The organism is Streptococcus gallinaceus (assembly GCF_024170225.1).
GTDB classification, from domain to species: Bacteria; Bacillota; Bacilli; order Lactobacillales; family Streptococcaceae; genus Streptococcus; species Streptococcus gallinaceus.
The window spans coordinates 1-16,365 of record NZ_JALJXU010000003.1; the positions used below are offsets into that span (position 1 = coordinate 1).

18 protein-coding genes and 1 pseudogene are annotated in these 16,365 nt (G+C 41.4%); 16 read left to right on the plus strand and 3 right to left on the minus strand.

The window, feature by feature from the left end:
- The coding region (locus tag J2T50_RS04155; protein WP_253364053.1) for an LPXTG cell wall anchor domain-containing protein at window positions 1-270 on the plus strand (270 nt) is incomplete at its 5' end.
- A gap of 312 nt (window positions 271-582) precedes the next feature.
- Here the strand turns inward: J2T50_RS04155 and J2T50_RS04160 are convergent.
- The 3 genes and pseudogenes from J2T50_RS04160 to J2T50_RS04170 form a co-directional block, all read right to left on the minus strand.
- Window positions 583-1,446: an IS982 family transposase gene (locus tag J2T50_RS04160; RefSeq protein WP_253364054.1), complete on the minus strand. Its 864-nt coding sequence runs from the start codon at window positions 1,444-1,446 to the stop codon at window positions 583-585.
- 241 nt (window positions 1,447-1,687) lie between these two features.
- Window positions 1,688-2,188, minus strand: a complete 501-nt coding sequence (locus J2T50_RS04165; protein WP_253364055.1) for an SIS domain-containing protein — start codon at window positions 2,186-2,188, stop codon at window positions 1,688-1,690.
- Window positions 2,189-2,464: 276 nt separating this feature from the next.
- Window positions 2,465-2,886, minus strand: a pseudogene (locus J2T50_RS04170) (amino acid permease); the annotation flags it as partial.
- 149 nt (window positions 2,887-3,035) lie between these two features.
- On the opposite strand from J2T50_RS04170, the gene pynA reads away from it, so the two are divergent.
- The 15 genes from pynA to J2T50_RS04245 all read left to right on the plus strand — a co-directional run bounded on the left by pynA (window position 3,036) and on the right by J2T50_RS04245 (window position 16,323).
- Window positions 3,036-3,722, plus strand: coding sequence for a pyrimidine 5'-nucleotidase PynA (gene pynA, locus J2T50_RS04175; RefSeq protein ID WP_253364057.1), 687 nt, complete (start codon window positions 3,036-3,038; stop codon window positions 3,720-3,722).
- A 7-nt stretch (window positions 3,723-3,729) separates the two neighbouring features.
- Window positions 3,730-4,467, plus strand: coding sequence for an MFS transporter (locus J2T50_RS04180; RefSeq protein ID WP_253364060.1), 738 nt, complete (start codon window positions 3,730-3,732; stop codon window positions 4,465-4,467).
- Window positions 4,418-4,921, plus strand: a complete 504-nt coding sequence (locus tag J2T50_RS04185) for an MFS transporter (protein ID WP_253364062.1) — start codon at window positions 4,418-4,420, stop codon at window positions 4,919-4,921. Before J2T50_RS04180 ends, J2T50_RS04185 begins: the two co-directional genes overlap by 50 nt.
- 9 nt (window positions 4,922-4,930) lie before the next feature.
- Window positions 4,931-6,718 (plus strand): excinuclease ABC subunit UvrC, encoded by a 1,788-nt coding sequence (gene uvrC, locus J2T50_RS04190; protein ID WP_253364064.1) that lies wholly within the window; start codon window positions 4,931-4,933, stop codon window positions 6,716-6,718.
- A gap of 351 nt (window positions 6,719-7,069) precedes the next feature.
- On the plus strand, window positions 7,070-7,348 hold the full coding sequence (eutM, locus tag J2T50_RS04195; RefSeq protein ID WP_027969986.1) for an ethanolamine utilization microcompartment protein EutM: 279 nt from the start codon (window positions 7,070-7,072) through the stop codon (window positions 7,346-7,348).
- Between the two features lie 23 nt (window positions 7,349-7,371).
- A complete protein-coding gene (locus J2T50_RS04200; RefSeq protein WP_253364066.1) occupies window positions 7,372-8,379 on the plus strand; it encodes a DMT family transporter in 1,008 nt (335 codons plus the stop codon).
- Between the two features lie 3 nt (window positions 8,380-8,382).
- On the plus strand, window positions 8,383-8,667 hold the full coding sequence (locus J2T50_RS04205) for a hypothetical protein (protein WP_253364068.1): 285 nt from the start codon (window positions 8,383-8,385) through the stop codon (window positions 8,665-8,667).
- A gap of 15 nt (window positions 8,668-8,682) precedes the next feature.
- Complete coding sequence (locus J2T50_RS04210) at window positions 8,683-8,979, plus strand: BMC domain-containing protein (RefSeq protein WP_253364070.1); 297 nt, start codon at window positions 8,683-8,685, stop codon at window positions 8,977-8,979.
- A gap of 17 nt (window positions 8,980-8,996) precedes the next feature.
- Window positions 8,997-9,326, plus strand: coding sequence for a BMC domain-containing protein (locus tag J2T50_RS04215; protein WP_253364072.1), 330 nt, complete (start codon window positions 8,997-8,999; stop codon window positions 9,324-9,326).
- Window positions 9,327-9,341: 15 nt separating this feature from the next.
- Complete coding sequence (locus J2T50_RS04220; RefSeq protein ID WP_253364074.1) at window positions 9,342-10,688, plus strand: aldehyde dehydrogenase family protein; 1,347 nt, start codon at window positions 9,342-9,344, stop codon at window positions 10,686-10,688.
- 93 nt (window positions 10,689-10,781) lie between these two features.
- On the plus strand, window positions 10,782-13,322 hold the full coding sequence (gene cutC / locus J2T50_RS04225; RefSeq protein WP_253364076.1) for a choline trimethylamine-lyase: 2,541 nt from the start codon (window positions 10,782-10,784) through the stop codon (window positions 13,320-13,322).
- Between the two features lie 57 nt (window positions 13,323-13,379).
- Window positions 13,380-14,369, plus strand: a complete 990-nt coding sequence (gene cutD, locus J2T50_RS04230; RefSeq protein ID WP_253364078.1) for a choline TMA-lyase-activating enzyme — start codon at window positions 13,380-13,382, stop codon at window positions 14,367-14,369.
- A gap of 24 nt (window positions 14,370-14,393) precedes the next feature.
- The gene (locus J2T50_RS04235) at window positions 14,394-14,744 is read left to right on the plus strand and encodes a BMC domain-containing protein (RefSeq protein ID WP_253364081.1); all 351 of its coding nucleotides are present in this window, start codon (window positions 14,394-14,396) and stop codon (window positions 14,742-14,744) included.
- Window positions 14,741-15,196 (plus strand): EutP/PduV family microcompartment system protein, encoded by a 456-nt coding sequence (locus tag J2T50_RS04240; protein ID WP_253364083.1) that lies wholly within the window; start codon window positions 14,741-14,743, stop codon window positions 15,194-15,196. The genes J2T50_RS04235 and J2T50_RS04240 overlap by 4 nt, the downstream gene beginning before the upstream one ends.
- The gene (locus J2T50_RS04245; protein ID WP_253364085.1) at window positions 15,193-16,323 is read left to right on the plus strand and encodes a 1-propanol dehydrogenase PduQ; all 1,131 of its coding nucleotides are present in this window, start codon (window positions 15,193-15,195) and stop codon (window positions 16,321-16,323) included. The genes J2T50_RS04240 and J2T50_RS04245 overlap by 4 nt, the downstream gene beginning before the upstream one ends.
- Window positions 16,324-16,365 lie beyond the last annotated feature (42 nt).

Sequence of the window (16,365 nt, forward strand, 5' to 3'; positions counted from 1 at the left end):
CCAGGTAAAGTGATCGTTACTTATCCAGATGGTTCAACAGATACTGTTGATGTGACTGTTAAGGTTGTCGATCCAAGTACGGACGCTGACAAGAATGAGCCTAAGGCTAAAGACCAAACACAAGCTTTATCAAGTATTGCAAATAATAAAGATAGAGGAAATAAATTACCAACAACAGGTGAGGATGAGAATCCATTCTTTAACATTGCTGCTTTGACAATTATAGCTTCAGTTGGTTTATTATCTGTTTTAAAGAAAAAAGAGGATTAATCGTTTGACCTAAAATGTCATTAAACTTTTCTCCGTCATCGGTTTTTATACTCTATTTTCATAGCTAACTTGTTGAAACTGAAATAGAGTATAATTTAATTCTTGAAGAAAGTATAATTAGAGGATAACTATTAGAATTTAGTTGTCCTCTAATTTTTTTAAACAAATGTAAGTGCTCAATATCCTGTTTTATTGGGGACTTACGCCATTTCATTTAGAAAACAGTTAAAACCCTACCAGAATTTAATTTGGTAGGGTTTTAATATGAATAAACATTGTTTTGTTAAGTAGATATAATTTATACCCGTGGTGCTAGTTAACCTCAAAACATCTCAAATTATAAGCAAGTACAATTTGTTCAATTCTCAACTGCAGCCCTGTCATTTCTCTTGCTAGTGTGTGTTCTATATCAAAAAGAGCACAAGGCTCTGAAAAGCGTGTCTCGATAGTCCGTCTTATAGCCAATAATTTCCAATGATTATGTTGCTTAGCTCCCGCCATATTTTGACGTAAGGGAGTCCAAATATGATAGCCTTTCTGTTCCAAATTATCTTTCAATTTACGACTAAGGTAGCCCAAATCAGTCAAAATAAAAGATTTCTGGTAATTTTTGAGTAAGTCATCAACTGCTCTAATGTCATGAACAGAAGCTGGTGTCACAACATAGTTCAGAATATAGCCTGATAAAGTGACCAGCATATGTACTTTGAATCCATAAAACCAAAGATGTTTAGAAGCATTGTAACCAATGTCTGCCAAATCATTAAAAATACGTGTTCTATAGTTACGGACAGGTTGACAAAGTGGTAAGGGGAAACTGTCTATGATAACAATGGCATCAGGAGAAATATGAGCATTCATAGCTTGTCTGATGACTTGAACTAGCCAAATCAATTGTCTTGCTCGTCGGTTAAAACGGCTTCGTTCTAGTAATCTTCTACAAGGAAACAGTTGACAGATACGATAGAAATGCCGTTGGGATGTTATTCCTAGTTCAGCTTGCAAGAGAAGCAAGACTAAGAGCGATTCATCTGAAACTTTACTTAAATGAACATTGTGTCGATTTTTTAATTGCTCAGGATAATAGTCTTGATAAAATTTAGAGCAAATACTTGATAATTGATGGATATTCCATTGTAAGTGATGAGATTTAGCGGTATACTGTAAGTCGCTCATTTGGACTACCTCCTGTTGGTTTAGACACTTACAGTATAGTCCTTTTGGGATTTTTATTGTAGTTTGAGATTATCTAGCACCGCGAGTTTGATAGCTAATTGATGAAAGTGATAGCAAATAAGCCTTCTAGCAAAGGCTTATTTGCTTATACAGAGCTGAACAGTTTAATTTTTAATAAAATTATTCTTAGTAATAATGTTAAAAATAGTAAATAAATTAGTGTAAATTTTTATTGTTACCATCATATACAATTATCAATTAAGTACTCTATTAAATTAATGGTGTTACCAAAGAAAAAATTTAAATTTATATTTTCATAATCTGTTTCATTAGCAAAATTTTCAACGATAATACAGTAATCGCTTTCCTTGCTATAACTACTAGAAGTAGAGGCGGTTATTGCGAGTACGGTACCTCCATACTGTTTACATTTAGCTATTTTTTCTAATCCGCGTTTGTTCTCACCAGAGTGAGAAAACGTAATTAGAGTATGGGGTTCTCCGTTGGAAATAGTACTAATTTCCACTCCATTTAGATCTATTGAATATACCTTCTTAAGAAGTAGTTTCCTATGGGTATAATGAACAATAAATTCACAGAAACCCTCTCCAAAAAGATAGATCTTCTTACTAAGAAATGCAAGCTGTAATTGATTTAAAATTTGATCCCAAGATGTTTTTGAGCTAGCAAAAGGGAGAGTAGCTAGTTTATAGTCCGTATTTTTATTAGCTATATTAGTCAAGTAGTAAATAAATTCTTTGAAATTGTTAAAACCTGCCCTTCTGGATAAGCGGCTTATGGAAGATGGAGAAGTGAAATTTTTGCTTGCAATAAAGTATATATAATAGCTTTGTCAGCTTGACTTAATTTTTCGTTTTAAGATAAACTAATTTTGTTTCTAATTAAGTTAGCTTTTTTGACCATAATAAATACTCCTAATTCTATTTTATTAGAATTAGGAGTATTTTACTTCGGTTTTATTTTATAGATACAGTACCTCAGTGCTAGTTGTTTTTTATTATTTTCCTTTAAATTTCCATTGGCCGTAGATTCCAAAGACGATGAGCCAGATGGTGGCGCCGATAGCTCCCATAAAGGTTGATTCTTGTAAGAAGAGGGAGATGTAAATAAAGGCGAAGAAGACTAATGTGAGTGGGTGGAGGATTTTGTAGGCGGGCATGAGGTAGCCGTCAGCCATAAAGTCGCTTGATTTGCGGTATTTTAGGTGAGGCAACATGGTCAAGGGATAGATGGCTACGTAGATACCGGATGATGAAGCGGTGATGAGGGTGAAGGCGTCTGATACACCTGGTATGATATTGATAAGGGCCGAGATAGCAATGATAATGGCAGAGCTAGTACACTTGCTTTAGACAACTGATTGAGTTTGAGTTTTTTCATTAGGGCGTTAGGTGTTTCGTGCGCCAACTGATAGAGGTAGCTACTTTTTTGATGGCTGAAGGAGAAGGAGGAGGAAATAGCTGTTTTTACAAGGTTTTGTTTATGGTATAATACTAATAAACTGAGGGAGTTGAAGAAGTTGTAGCATTCCCTTTTTGAACTTTTCCAGGAGAAAGGAAACCCACATCTTGTCTTACAAATATTTACTTTTTGACCTTGACCATACTCTGCTTGATTTTGAGGCAGCGGAGGAGATAGCCTTGACGCAGTTGCTGGAGGAGGCTGGTGTTGAGGATGTTCAGGCCTACAAGGATTATTACATTCCTATGAATCAGGGCTTGTGGGCTGATTTGACGCAGAAAAAGATTAGCAAGTCTGAACTGATTAACACGCGTTTTGCTCGTCTCTTTGCACATTTTGGTCAGGTTGTAGATGGATCCTACTTTGCGGAGCGCTATCAACATTTTTTAAGTCAACAAGGGCAGACCTTTACAGGTGCTAAGGTTTTACTGGATAACTTGAAAGCGCGTGGTTATCGTCTTTTTGCCGCGACAAATGGGGTGACCTTTATCCAAAAAGGGCGTTTACTTGCGTCGGAAATTGGTTCTGATTTTGAAAAAGTTTTTATTTCGGATGAAATGGGTGCGCAAAAGCCAGACAAGAAATTTTATGATTTGATTGGGGAGGCTGTTCCTGGTTTTGAGAAGGAAGATGCCTTGATGATTGGAGACAGTCTTTTGGCGGACATCCAAGGTGGAAACAATGCAGGAATCGACACGGTCTGGTTCAATCCTCATCACGCTGAAAATACCAGTCAGGCACGACCAAGCTACGTTGTAGCTGATTATGATGAGTTGATGGCCTTATTGCCATAGGAGATTTATGTTTCAAGTATTATTGCTGATGATTTATCTGGCTTTTGTCAGTCTCGGTTTGCCAGATGGATTGCTAGGAGCTTCATGGCCGTCAATGCGAGCTCAGATGGACTTGCCCATGTCTTATATGGGAATTATTTCTACGATTATCTCTATCGGTACCATCGTTTCTAGTCTACAAAGTGACCGCTTAACGAAAAATCTTGGGGCAGGAAAGGTAACTGCTTTGAGTGTTGCACTGACAGCTTTTGCTTTGTTTGGCTTTGGAATAAGCCCGTCTTTTGTCTGGTTGTGTGTCTTTGCAATTCCCTATGGTCTGGGTGCAGGAAGTGTGGATGCCGCCTTAAATAATTATGTGGCGCTGCATTATTCTAGCAAGCACATGAGTTGGTTGCATTGCATGTGGGGACTAGGTGCCTCGGTAGGACCCTATGTTGTGAGCTTTACATTAGGGCAAGGGCAGGTTTGGAACAATGCCTACTTTTATGTGGGGATGATACAAGTCGCTTTGACAATAGGCTTATTTGCTAGTTTGACTTTGTGGAGAAGAGATGAGACTGTGGCTAGTGGCAACCATCAAGTTCTCTCCTTGCGTCAAATTTTTGCTTTACCGGGAGCCAAGGAAGTTATGATTTGTTTCTTTTGCTATTGTGGTTTGGAGGCGACGACGGGGCTGTGGGCAACTTCTTATTTATATGGTAGCAGAAAAAGGTCTGTCACCAGTACAAGCAGCCAGCTTTGCTAGTTTGTTTTATATCGGGATTACGCTCGGGCGTGGGGTCAATGGCTTTTTGGCCATGCGTTTTAACGATAAACAGTTGATTCGGATGGGGCAGACTGTGATTGCCTTTGGGATTGTTATCTTGTTTCTTCCCATTCATTCGACTAGTTTGACCTTGATTGGACTTCTTTTGGTGGGATTAGGTTGCGCACCTATTTATCCCTGTATCATTCACTCGACACCTCATCATTTTGGGAAAGACAGATCTCAGGCAGTTATCGGTGTACAGATGGCGAGCGCCTATGTTGGAACAACGGTATTGCCACCGTTGTTTGGTCTTTTGGGGCAACAGCTGAACCTAGGACTTTTTCCTTTCTATACTTTCCGTTATTCTCATCGGAATGGTAGTAATGCACGAGCGATTGGTTCCCATTCATCACTAATGCAAAACATAGCTTTGGCTATGTTTTTTTGGTAAAATAAATCTATGAATGAACTCATTAAACATAAATTGGAGTTGCTGCCAGACAGCCCTGGTTGCTACTTTCATAAAAATAAAAATGGCCAGATTATTTATGTGGGTAAGGCTAAAAATCTGAAAAATCGGGTTCGGTCTTATTTTCGTGGGAGTCATGACACCAAGACGGAAGCCCTCGTTTCTGAAATTGAGGACTTCGAATTTATCGTGACGGAGTCCAATATTGAGGCCCTGCTCTTGGAGATTAACCTCATTCAGGAGAACAAACCGCGCTACAATATCATGCTCAAGGATGACAAGTCCTATCCTTTCATCAAAATTACGGCTGAGCGTCATCCGAGACTCATCATCACGCGGCAAGTTAGAAAGGATATGGGGCAGTATTTTGGTCCCTATCCAGATGTAACAGCAGCCAACCAGACTCTCAAACTATTGGAGCGACTGTATCCTTTTCGTAAGTGTAAAATGCCTGAGGACAAGTACTGTCTCTACTATCATTTAGGGCAGTGTTTGGCTCACGGGGACAATATGCCCAGTCAAGAAGACTACGCTAAAATGGCAACAGAGGTCAGTCAATTTCTGACGGGGCATGATGATAAAATTATCAAGGATTTGCAGGTCAAGATGAAGGCGGCATCAGACAGTTGGGAGTTTGAAAAAGCAGCCGAGTATCGCGATTTGCTGGATTCGATTGCGACCTTGCGGACCAAGCAGCGTGTCATGGCCAAGGATATGCAAAATCGAGATGTCTTTGGTTATTATGTGGATAAGGGCTGGATGTGCGTCCAGGTATTTTTTGTACGACAAGGGAAACTCATCGAGCGAAATGTCAATCTTTTTCCTTACTATGATGATGCCGAAGAGGACTTTCTGACCTATATCGGGCAGTTTTATCGTGACCAGCAGCACTTGGTTCCGAGTGAAATTCTCATTCCCCAAGACATTGATGCAGAAGCAGTTGCAGCACTGGTGGATGCCAAGATTGTCAAGCCGCAGCGCGGAGAGAAGAAGCAGTTGGTTAATTTGGCTACAAAAAATGCGCGTGTCAGTCTAGAGCAGAAGTTTGACTTGCTAGAAAAAGACTTGAAAAAAACGCACGGAGCCATCAAGTCACTGGGTGCACAATTAGGGTTGGGACGACTGCGTCGAATTGAGGCTTTTGATAACTCCAATATCATGGGGACTAGCCCTGTGTCGGCTATGGTCATGTTTGTCGATGGCAAGCCGAGCAAGAATAATTACCGCAAGTATAAAATCAAGACAGTAGATGGACCAGATGACTATGCCAGCATGCGAGAGGTCATTTATCGGCGCTATAGTCGGGTTAAGCGGGAGCATTTGCCGGAGCCAGATTTGATCATCATTGATGGTGGACAGGGGCAGGTCAATGCGGCCTTGGATAGCCTGAAGAGGTTGGGGATGGATTACATTCCCGTTGCGGGTCTGCAGAAAAATGACAAGCACCAAACGCATGAATTGCTCTTTGGCAATCCATTGGAAGTGGTTGAGTTGGCTCGCAATTCGCAAGAATTCTTTCTCCTCCAACGCATTCAGGATGAGGTGCACCGTTTTGCTATTAGTTTCCACCGACAAGTTCGGTCTAAGAATAGCTTTGCCTCAACATTGGATGGTATTGAAGGGCTGGGACCAAAACGCAAGCAAGCTCTACTCAAGCATTTCCGTTCCATTCCTAAAATTCAGGCTGCCAGCTTGCAGGAAATTGCAGATTTAGGCTTACCTTATCAGGTAGCTGAGCGAGTCAAGGACAAATTAGCCGAGCGAGATAAGGAAAAATAGAAAAACGAAGAAGTCGAAAGGCTTCTTTTTTGTTTGAAAAATGAACAGTGACAAAGTTAGTCCTAAGGGGAAGGTTTTAGAAATAGAAAAAACAAGTAATAATTCAGAATATTCTGTCCAACTAATCATTCATTAGAAAAATTTTCACAAAAAAAGTCCATTTGTAATCAAATTCACAAAAAAATAATTTTTTAAAAATATATTGACTTTATCGCAATGGAAAGGCTTACAATTTAAGCGTGATGAAGATTAGATAACTGGTAAACAGAAAAATGTCGACAGTTTCTGCTTATCGTTAGGCTATCGATCATAAGTCTATTAAAAAATAAATTTTATAAAGGAGGTTGTATCATGAGTTCTGAAGCATTAGGAATGATTGAAACAAAGGGTTTGGTCGGTGCGATTGAAGCGGCCGACGCGATGGTCAAGGCTGCCAATGTGACCTTGGTCGGAAAGGAACTAGTCGGAGGCGGGCTTGTCACAGTCTTAGTCCGAGGAGATGTGGGTGCGGTTAAGGCGTCAACCGATGCAGGAGCAGCAGCAGCACAACGGATTGGAGAACTCATCTCTGTCCATGTTATTCCACGTCCTCATACAGAAGTGGAAACCATTTTACCAGTGAAAAAATAGAATGAAGAAGGAGTGGTTTTTCCATGGGACAAAATATGAATAATGGAAGTCAAGCGTCAGCTCATCAACAAATGGTCGAGGTGACCAAAAAATTCCATGCGATTGGGATTCGAAGCGGGATCATTTCGGGCTTGTTTTATGGTTTGTATTCCTTTGTAGTGATGATTATTAGTGGGTTTGACCCGATAAAATCAGCCGTGGGAATTTTTGCAGCTCCCTTTGTAATGGGAGGTTTGAATGACTTTATGGGAGGCTGTGTTCTCCTTCTCAATGTCATTCGTACAGGTAAATTTAAAGAGCTGGGTAGAAGTTTAGCAACCAAGCCTGGAAAAATTATGCTCCTAGGATTTGTCTTGGGTGGCCCAATTGCAAACGGTGCTTACCTTGTTGGTTTGTCACTTGCGGGTGCCTTTGCTATCCCAGTATCTGCTACAACAGCCGCTTTCGGAGCACTGTTTGCAGCGATTTTCTTAAAACAAAAAATCACTCCTCGTGTTGGAGTCGGTATGGTTCTCTGTGTTGCTGGTGCCGTTATCTTAAATTTGGTCAAGCCAGAAGGTGCCACCAACTTTACATTGGGGATTCTTCTAGCTATAGTCGCAGCGATTTGTTGGGGACTTGAAGGATGTATCTCTAGTTTTGGTGGGGCAATGCTTGACTCTGAAGTAGCCGTAACCCTTCGTCAGATTGTATCAGGCTTGATTCAGATGGTTATCATCGTACCACTCGTTGGTGCAACAGGCTTATTTACAAAAATGCTTGCCGCTCCACTTCCAATGCTTCTCTTGTTGGTGTCTGGTACTCTGGTTGGTATTTCTTACACTACTTGGTATAAATCAAATGCCATGGTCGGTACAGCTATTGGGATGTCTCTCAATATCACTTACGCTTTCTGGGGAGTTTTCTTCAGTATTCTCTTCTTAGGGCAAGCATTGACACCAACGATTACGATTGGTTCAATCATTGTCATTTTAGGAGCGATTGTCGTTACGACAAATCCACTGGATTTATTTAGAAAGAGCGAGGTGTAAGCGATGGGACTCTTACCAGCAAGAACAGCTGTTTTGAATTATATGAGTACAGTAGAAAAGGCTGATGTGCATCAAGTAATGGAGGCCTTAAGATCTCAATACGGTACGGAAAAACAATTTACAGTTCCACTTTTCCTTGAACACCTCATGTCTCTGGAGTGCAATGGCTATGTGGAACAAGTAGGCTATGATTTGGATGAACAGCAAAAACTGAGAATCTTCTACAAAATTAACGCTGACGGCTTAGATGCTGTCAACAAATATATTGCAGCAGAATATAAAAGATAATCGGAGGAATTATCAATGAGATATTATGGTGGACAAGCCTTGGGCTTAGTCGAAACTCTGGGACTGGTACCTGCCATGGAAGCATGTGATAAGATGCTAAAGGCGAGTGACGTAAAACTAGTATCCTATGAAAATGTCGGCTCAACTCTCGTAACCGTCATGGTTGTAGGCGATGTAGCTGCCGTGCGCGCCGCTGTAGAAGCAGGAGCCGCAGCTGCCGCAGCAATCGGGAAATTAACGGCTCACAATGTGATGCCAAGACCAATCCCATCCGTCGGTGATATTGTGTCAGTACATGATATTGACAATTAGGCGTAAAGGAGAATACCGTGAAAAGATATCAAGCAATTGGGGCAATCGAAACATTTGGTTTAGTCTTCGCATTAGAAGCGGCAGACGCCATGGTTAAAGCCTCTGAAGTTGACGTTATTGGCTATGAAAATGTAGCTTCTGGTTATATCTCTGTCATCGTTCAAGGAGAAACAGAAGCTTGTAATACAGCTGTAGAAGCAGGTGTATGCGCTGTTGAAGCAATGGGGGCTGAGGTATACAGTCGCGTTGTGATTCCTGGACCACACGAAGATCTTCGCAAGATTATTGATCGTTACTCATTGTCTGTTTTATTACCAGAAAGTCCAGAACCTGAAGTTCAATCCTAAGAAAGTGTGTAGAGTATGTTGTATATTGACAAAGATTTAGCATCCATCCAAGAAATCCGAAATTTACTGTTGAATGCTCAAACTGCTTTTGCTCAATTACAAAAATTAACTCAAGCTGACTTAAATAAGTATAGTGAAGCGCTTATTCAGAAATTGCAGCAGGATGGGGAGAACGGTATCAAGGAGTTTGTGGCGAAAAACCAATATGCCAAAGAAGAGGATGAACTTTTTCTTTGCCAAGAATTCCTAAAACGGTTTGAAGAAACAATTCAGCAAGAAATCTATACAGGTATGATTGGAGGGAGCAGTCAGGACAAGGTTATTGAGATCGGTGTTCCATTAGGGATTGTAGCCGTATTGCTACCGGCCTATCCGACCTACACCTTACTGGTCAATCTCTTATTGCTGGCTCTCAAATCTGGAAATTCTATGGTACTTGTCGCCAATAAACTGGCAAAACCATCGACGATGGAAGCTATCAATCAGCTCATAGATTTTCTAACTGAGCTAGGCTATCCTGAGGGAGCGTTGAGTTTGGCTGAGTTGACGAATGACGCTGGCATATCAGAATTATTGCTCAGTGACAAGCTTTCGCTGCTCATCAATATTGGCTGTCCCGAATACATCACGAAAGAATTTCGCACCAATACCCCCCTTATCTATGGAGGGGAGTCCTCGGGTCCAGTCTTTATCGAACGGACTGCAGATTTGGAGAAGGCCGTCAAGGATGTCATCCACTCCAGAAGTTTTGATAATGGGATTTTACCAGGTTCAGAGCAATTTTTGGTAACGGAAACTGTCATCGCAGACCGGATCAAATGGCTCATGGAAGCCAATGGTGGGTACATTTTGACAGAAGAAGATACAGAGAAGCTAGTGGCATTTTTGAAGACTTCTGAAAAGAATGTTATCACCAATTACAATGGACAATCTGCTAATTGGCTAGCCAAAATGGCAGGTTTTACCGTTCCAGAAGACACACAAGTCCTGGTATCAGTACAAGAATACATGAATGATGAAGACTTTTTCAATAAGAAATTACTTTGTCCTATCATCGTCCTCTATCGTGAGCCAGATTGGACCCTAGCTTGTGTAAAATGCATGAACATCTTATCTGAGTTGAGAATGGGGCACACACTGACCATCCATTCGTCAGACTGGAAAATTATCAAGGAATTTGCCATGGTAAAAGCAGTCGGACGAATCGTGGTCAATGCACCCACAGCTTGCACCGCGACAGGTGTGAAATCTAGTTTTTCACCGTCGCTCATACTAGGCGGAATTACCACAGGACGTGGCTACCGTTCAGAAAACATTACTCCAAGACACCTCACATATACCCGTCAAGTTGGATTTGAGTAAAGGGAATAGAAAAATGTAGAGTTACGACAGAATGGATTGCTCTCAAAATAGAACAATCTGCTAACTTTAGTTGAAAGAGAGGAAAAGATCCATATGGATATGAATGAATTTACAGCCAAATTAGAAGAGGCTACAAAACAATTAAGTGAAGCAGAACGTGCCTCACTCGTTAAAATTTTCCAAAGTGTTTCAGAAGATATTCAAAAACCAGAAGGTAAAGCAGCACTAGTGCTTGCAAGTGAAGGAACTGAAATTCCAGATGGAATCACCCCACGTTTGCAAGCCTTGAAAAATCAATACTTAAAAGCTCGTCCAACAATTTCCTTGATCCGTGCGATTAATTTGACACGCGTGTCAAAAGAAAATGAAGGAATGCCAAAAGCGGTTCTTCGCGGAACAGCCTTCAAAGAATTTTGTAAGATTGCTCCATTAGTCATTCAAGACCATGAATTATTGGTTGGTGCACCAAATGGTGGTGCACGTTGGGGAGCCTTCTCTCCAGATATTTCTTGGCGTTGGCTCCGTGACGAATTGGACACAGTTTCTACTCGTCCACAAGACCCATATGATTTATCAGAAGAAGACAAAAAAATCTTGGTTGAAGAAATCTTCCCATACTGGACTGGCAAATCAGTCGATGAAGCTTGTGAATCACAATACCGCGAAGCAGGTGCTTGGGAATTGTCAGGTGAATCATTTGTTTCAGATTGTTCCTACCATGCACAATCAGGTGGTGGTGACTCCAACCCCGGTTATGATGTGGTTGGTATGAAAAAAGGGATGCTGGATATTATCGAAGAAGCCAAGACCCACTTGGAAAAGTTGGACTACGGTAATCCAGATGATCTCGATAAGATTTACTTCTATAAAGGCCAAATTCTGACAGCGGAAGGTGTTATCATTTACGCCAAACGGATGTCAGAATACGCAGCTCAATTGGCAAGTAAAGAAACAGATCCTAAACGTAAAGCCGAGTTGGAAATGATTTCTCAAGTCAATGCCAATGTTCCAGCTCATAAACCAGAAACATTCTGGGAAGCGATGCAGTACCTGGTAACCATCCAACATTTATTGCTCTGCGAAGAAAACCAAACAGGTTTGTCAATCGGTCGTGTGGATCAATACATGTATCCATTTTACAAGAAGGACCTGGAAGAAGGTCGGATGAACGACTTCCAAGCCTTTGAAATCGCAGGCTCTATGTTTATCAAGATGTCTGAAATGATGTGGTTAACATCTGAAGGTTCATCTAAATTCTTCGCGGGTTACCAACCATTTGTCAACATGTGTGTCGGTGGTGTAACGCGTACAGGTAACGATGCTACAAACGATTTGACCTACTTACTTATGGATGCCATCCGCCACGTTAAGGTTTACCAACCTACGCTAGCAACTCGTATCAACAATAAATCTCCACGTAAATACTTGCAAAAGATTGTAGATGTAGTCCGTGCAGGACTAGGATTCCCAGCTTGTCACTTTGATGATACACACATCAAAATGATGTTGGCCAAGGGAGTATCAATGGAAGATGCGCGTGACTACTGCTTGATGGGTTGTGTAGAACCTCAAAAATCTGGCCGTCTCTACCAATGGACATCCACAGCTTATACACAATGGCCAATCTTGATTGAAACAACATTGAACCATGGTATCCCACTTTGGTATGGTAAACCAGTCACACCTGACATGGGACCTTTGGATCAGTATAAGACCTTCGAACAATTTGAAGCAGCTGTTAAAGAAACCATTAAATATGTCACAAAATGGACATCTGTCATGACCGTTATTTCTCAACGTGTCCAACGTGAATTGGCTCCAGTACCATTGATGTCTATGATGTATGAAGGTACTATGGAACACGGCTGCGGCGTTAAATCTGGTGGTGCCATGTACAACTTCGGTCCAGGTGTTGTTTGGTCAGGTCTTGCAAACTACGCAGACTCTATGGCAGCCATTAAGAAACTTGTCTTTGAAGATAAGAAATACACATTGGAAGAATTGAATAAGGCTTTGGTAGCTGATTTTGAAGGCTATGACCAAATTAAAGCAGACTGTCTTGCAGCACCCAAATATGGTAATGACGACGATTATGTAGACAGTTTTGCAGTAGATATTATTGAATTCACTGAAGAAGAACACCGCAAATACCGGACACTTTACTCTGTATTGAGCCACGGTACCTTGTCTATCTCAAACAATACTCCTTTGGGACAAATCACAGGCGCATCCGCTTCAGGTCGTCGTGCTTGGAAACCATTGTCAGATGGGATCTCACCAGACCACGGAATGGATGTTAAAGGCCCAACTGCCATTATCAAGTCAGTATCTAAGATGGCAAATGAAAACATGAACATTGGTTTGGTACACAACTTCAAGATTATGGCTGGTTTGCTGGATACACCTCAAGGAGAAGAAAGTTTGATTACACTCTTACGTACAGCAAGTATCCTTGGAAATGGTGAAATGCAGTTCAACTATCTGGACAATGCAACATTGATTGATGCACAAAAACACCCAGAAAATTACCGTGATTTGATTGTGCGTGTAGCTGGTTACAGTGCCTTCTTCGTAGAATTGTGTAAAGATGTACAGGACGAAATCATTTCCCGTACTGTATTGACAAAGATTTAGTGATGAAAATTCCGCTCATTGCCATGCAGGGAGTGAGCGGATGGTAAGGAAGTAGTGATGGGAATGCAGAAGAAAAAACACGAGACAAGAATCAATGTATTCAATGTCCAAAAATACAATCTTTATGATGGTCCTGGTATCAGAACAATTGTGTTTTTCAAGGGATGCCCAATGCGATGCAAGTGGTGTGCCAATCCAGAAGGACTGGAATTTGGTTCAAATGTTATGTACAAGGAAAGTCTATGTAAACCATATAATTCCTGTGCAGTAACTTGTCCGCTAGGTCAGATTTGCTTCTCATATAAACATCCAGAAAGCCCTAGTCCTTTTGATTACGCTGACAAGGAGCACCCGATTGATATCCGTAAGTACAAAAAACGCCTTCCAACCAAGGAAGATATCAAGGGCTGTCCTGAGGGTGCTCTAACTGTCGCGGGAGAATCCAAGACCATTTCTGAGCTCATGTCCATCATTCACGAAGATGATGCCTTCTATGATATGTCGGGTGGGGGAGTTACCCTATCCGGTGGTGAATGTTTGGCTCAGCCAGAAGGAGCCCTTGCGCTGCTTCAAGCTTGTAAGCAAGACGGTCTCAATACTGCAGTTGAAACAGCTGGTCACGTACCCAATAAGGTTTTTCAAGCTGTGGCACCTTACGTAGACCTTTTCTTATTTGACATGAAGCATATGGATTCGAAAAAACACAATGAATGGACGGGTGTTGGAAATGAACGAATCCTCACCAATCTGAAATACGTCATTGAATCAGGCTATAATATCAAAATCCGTATGCCTATGCTGAAGGGAATCAATGATAGCCAAAAGGAAATTCAAGCCATTATCGAATTTCTCCTTCCTTATAAGGAATATGGTAATTTCTACGGGATTGACTTGTTGCCTTACCATAAGTTAGGCGTCAATAAGTACAATCAGTTGGGACTTGAATACAAAATCGAAGGCGATCCTTCACTGAGTCAGTATGACTTGGACAGGATTGAATCTTATATTATGGCCTATGATTTCCCAGTGACCGTTGTAAAACACTAATCGTTCGCAAAAGGAGGTGCAGTCTTGATTGAAGGAATAGGAAAGATTGATCGGATTATTCAAGAATCCGTTCCTGGTAAACAAATTACCTTGGCTCATATGATTGCTGCGCCTATACAGTCTGTGTACCAAAGTTTAGGTGTTGACGAGTCAGGTGCTATCGGAATACTTGCCTTGACCCCATATGAGACGGCTATTATTGCAGCAGATATTGCAGGCAAGGCAGCCAGTGTTGATATCTGTTTTGTCGATCGTTTTACGGGCTCAGTGATGTTTAGCGGGGATGTGCAGAGTGTACAAACTGCTCTCCAATCCATTTTGACCTATTTTGAAGCACAACTAGATTTTACGGTTGTGAACGTGACACAATCATGAAAAAAAGAATAATGGTGATTGGTCCAACTGAAATTGAGAAGGAAAAAATGGTCGAGTTGTTTGAGGAAAAACACCATTTTCCCCATGTCCGGTCAGTGGTTTATCTGGACCAAACGATTCAGATACCAAGCTCTTATCTCAGGGGCTCCGGTATGATGAAGCACATTATTGCGATACAGCAAAATGCAAGCGCTGTCCTGATGCTCTTGTCTGCTAACCGAACATTTCCAGTGTATTCTCCAAACTTTGCGAAAGTATTTCGTATCCCAACGATTGGCGTCATTCTCTCTACTGAAAACGAAGAAAATCGTGCGGGTGCGGGGATTGCGCAATGTCGGCGAGAGTTTGAAGAGGCCAAAGTGGATAGTATCCATGAGCTGGACTTGGAGAATGCAAGTCAGTGCCAACAATTTTTACAGACAATGAACCAAATCAAAGAAGGAATGATATGAAAACAAAAGAATTTAGTGTAGGACCTAAATTTGTGATGGGACATCATTCTACCGAAGAGCTTTCCAAGTTATCTGTAAAGAAAGCCTACATCATTTGTGATCCCTATATGGACCAAAGTCATATGGTGGATGCAGTCTTGCAGGAATTGAAAAAAGCAGGTGCGGAGACAAAGGTCTTTTCAAAAGTTGTCCCAAATCCTACGATTGAAGTGATTGCTGAAAGTATATCAGAAATCAAAGACTTCAAACCAGACTTAGTCATTGCCTTGGGTGGGGGGTCAGCGATTGACTCCACAAAAGCAGTGCTAAAAGTATACACTGAGTCCGAAAAAGTAGCCAAACCGCAGATGATTGCGATCCCGACAACCAGCGGCAGTGGTAGTGAAAATACAGCTTTCGCGGTCATTTCGGACCCTAGTAAAAATGAAAAATTTGTCATTATTGATGAGTCGATGGTACCAGATTTAGCCATCTTGGATACCTACTTTACCATGACAGTTCCACCTGCCGTTACAGCTGATGCTGGAATGGACGTTCTGACGCATGGTTTAGAAGCCTACGTAGCCAATGGAGCTACAGATTTTTCCGATGCATGTGCTGAAAAATCAATCAGTCTCGTCTATCAGTTTCTTTTTGAGGCTTATAAGAACGGAGAAAATCAGTTTGCACGTGGAAAAATGCATAATGCCTCAGCGATTGCTGGGATTGCTTTCAACAATGCAGGCCTAGGAATTTGCCATAGCCTCTCTCATGCAATCGGAGCTTTCTTCCATTCTCCACATGGTCGGATTAACACCATGCTGTTACCACATGTGATTGCTTTCAATGCTTCATTGGAAGAAAAAGAAGAAACGGCTGTTGCTAAGCGCTATGCTCAAGCAGCTCGAGTGCTTGGCCTCTATGGCTCCACTCCAAAACAAGGTGTCCGAGCATTGATCTATGCCATCACACGACTGGCAAAACAAATGAACATGCCGATGACCATTGAGGGATTGGGTATTGACCGTCATGAATTTGAAAAAATGATTCCTGAAATGGCAAAACGTGCGTTTGCAGATGCTTGTACAGCTGGCAATCCACGTGCTGTTACCATCGAGGATCTCGAGGCTATTTATCGAGCCTTGTAGGGAATGGAAACTTGAAGGAATCATCTGAAGTCGTTAAAAAGA

Excerpts from the sequence above, each read along its gene's own strand:
- J2T50_RS04160 (WP_253364054.1), bottom strand. The coding sequence starts at position 1,446 with ATGAGCGACTTACAGTATACCGCTAAATCTCATCACTTACAATGGAAT.
- J2T50_RS04180 (WP_253364060.1), top strand. The coding sequence starts at position 3,730 with ATGTTTCAAGTATTATTGCTGATGATTTATCTGGCTTTTGTCAGTCTC.
- J2T50_RS04185 (WP_253364062.1), top strand. The coding sequence starts at position 4,418 with ATGGTAGCAGAAAAAGGTCTGTCACCAGTACAAGCAGCCAGCTTTGCT.
- uvrC (WP_253364064.1), top strand. The coding sequence starts at position 4,931 with ATGAATGAACTCATTAAACATAAATTGGAGTTGCTGCCAGACAGCCCT.
- eutM (WP_027969986.1), top strand. The coding sequence starts at position 7,070 with ATGAGTTCTGAAGCATTAGGAATGATTGAAACAAAGGGTTTGGTCGGT.
- J2T50_RS04200 (WP_253364066.1), top strand. The coding sequence starts at position 7,372 with ATGGGACAAAATATGAATAATGGAAGTCAAGCGTCAGCTCATCAACAA.
- J2T50_RS04205 (WP_253364068.1), top strand. The coding sequence starts at position 8,383 with ATGGGACTCTTACCAGCAAGAACAGCTGTTTTGAATTATATGAGTACA.
- J2T50_RS04210 (WP_253364070.1), top strand. The coding sequence starts at position 8,683 with ATGAGATATTATGGTGGACAAGCCTTGGGCTTAGTCGAAACTCTGGGA.
- J2T50_RS04220 (WP_253364074.1), top strand. The coding sequence starts at position 9,342 with ATGTTGTATATTGACAAAGATTTAGCATCCATCCAAGAAATCCGAAAT.
- cutC (WP_253364076.1), top strand. The coding sequence starts at position 10,782 with ATGGATATGAATGAATTTACAGCCAAATTAGAAGAGGCTACAAAACAA.
- cutD (WP_253364078.1), top strand. The coding sequence starts at position 13,380 with ATGGGAATGCAGAAGAAAAAACACGAGACAAGAATCAATGTATTCAAT.
- J2T50_RS04240 (WP_253364083.1), top strand. The coding sequence starts at position 14,741 with ATGAAAAAAAGAATAATGGTGATTGGTCCAACTGAAATTGAGAAGGAA.
- J2T50_RS04245 (WP_253364085.1), top strand. The coding sequence starts at position 15,193 with ATGAAAACAAAAGAATTTAGTGTAGGACCTAAATTTGTGATGGGACAT.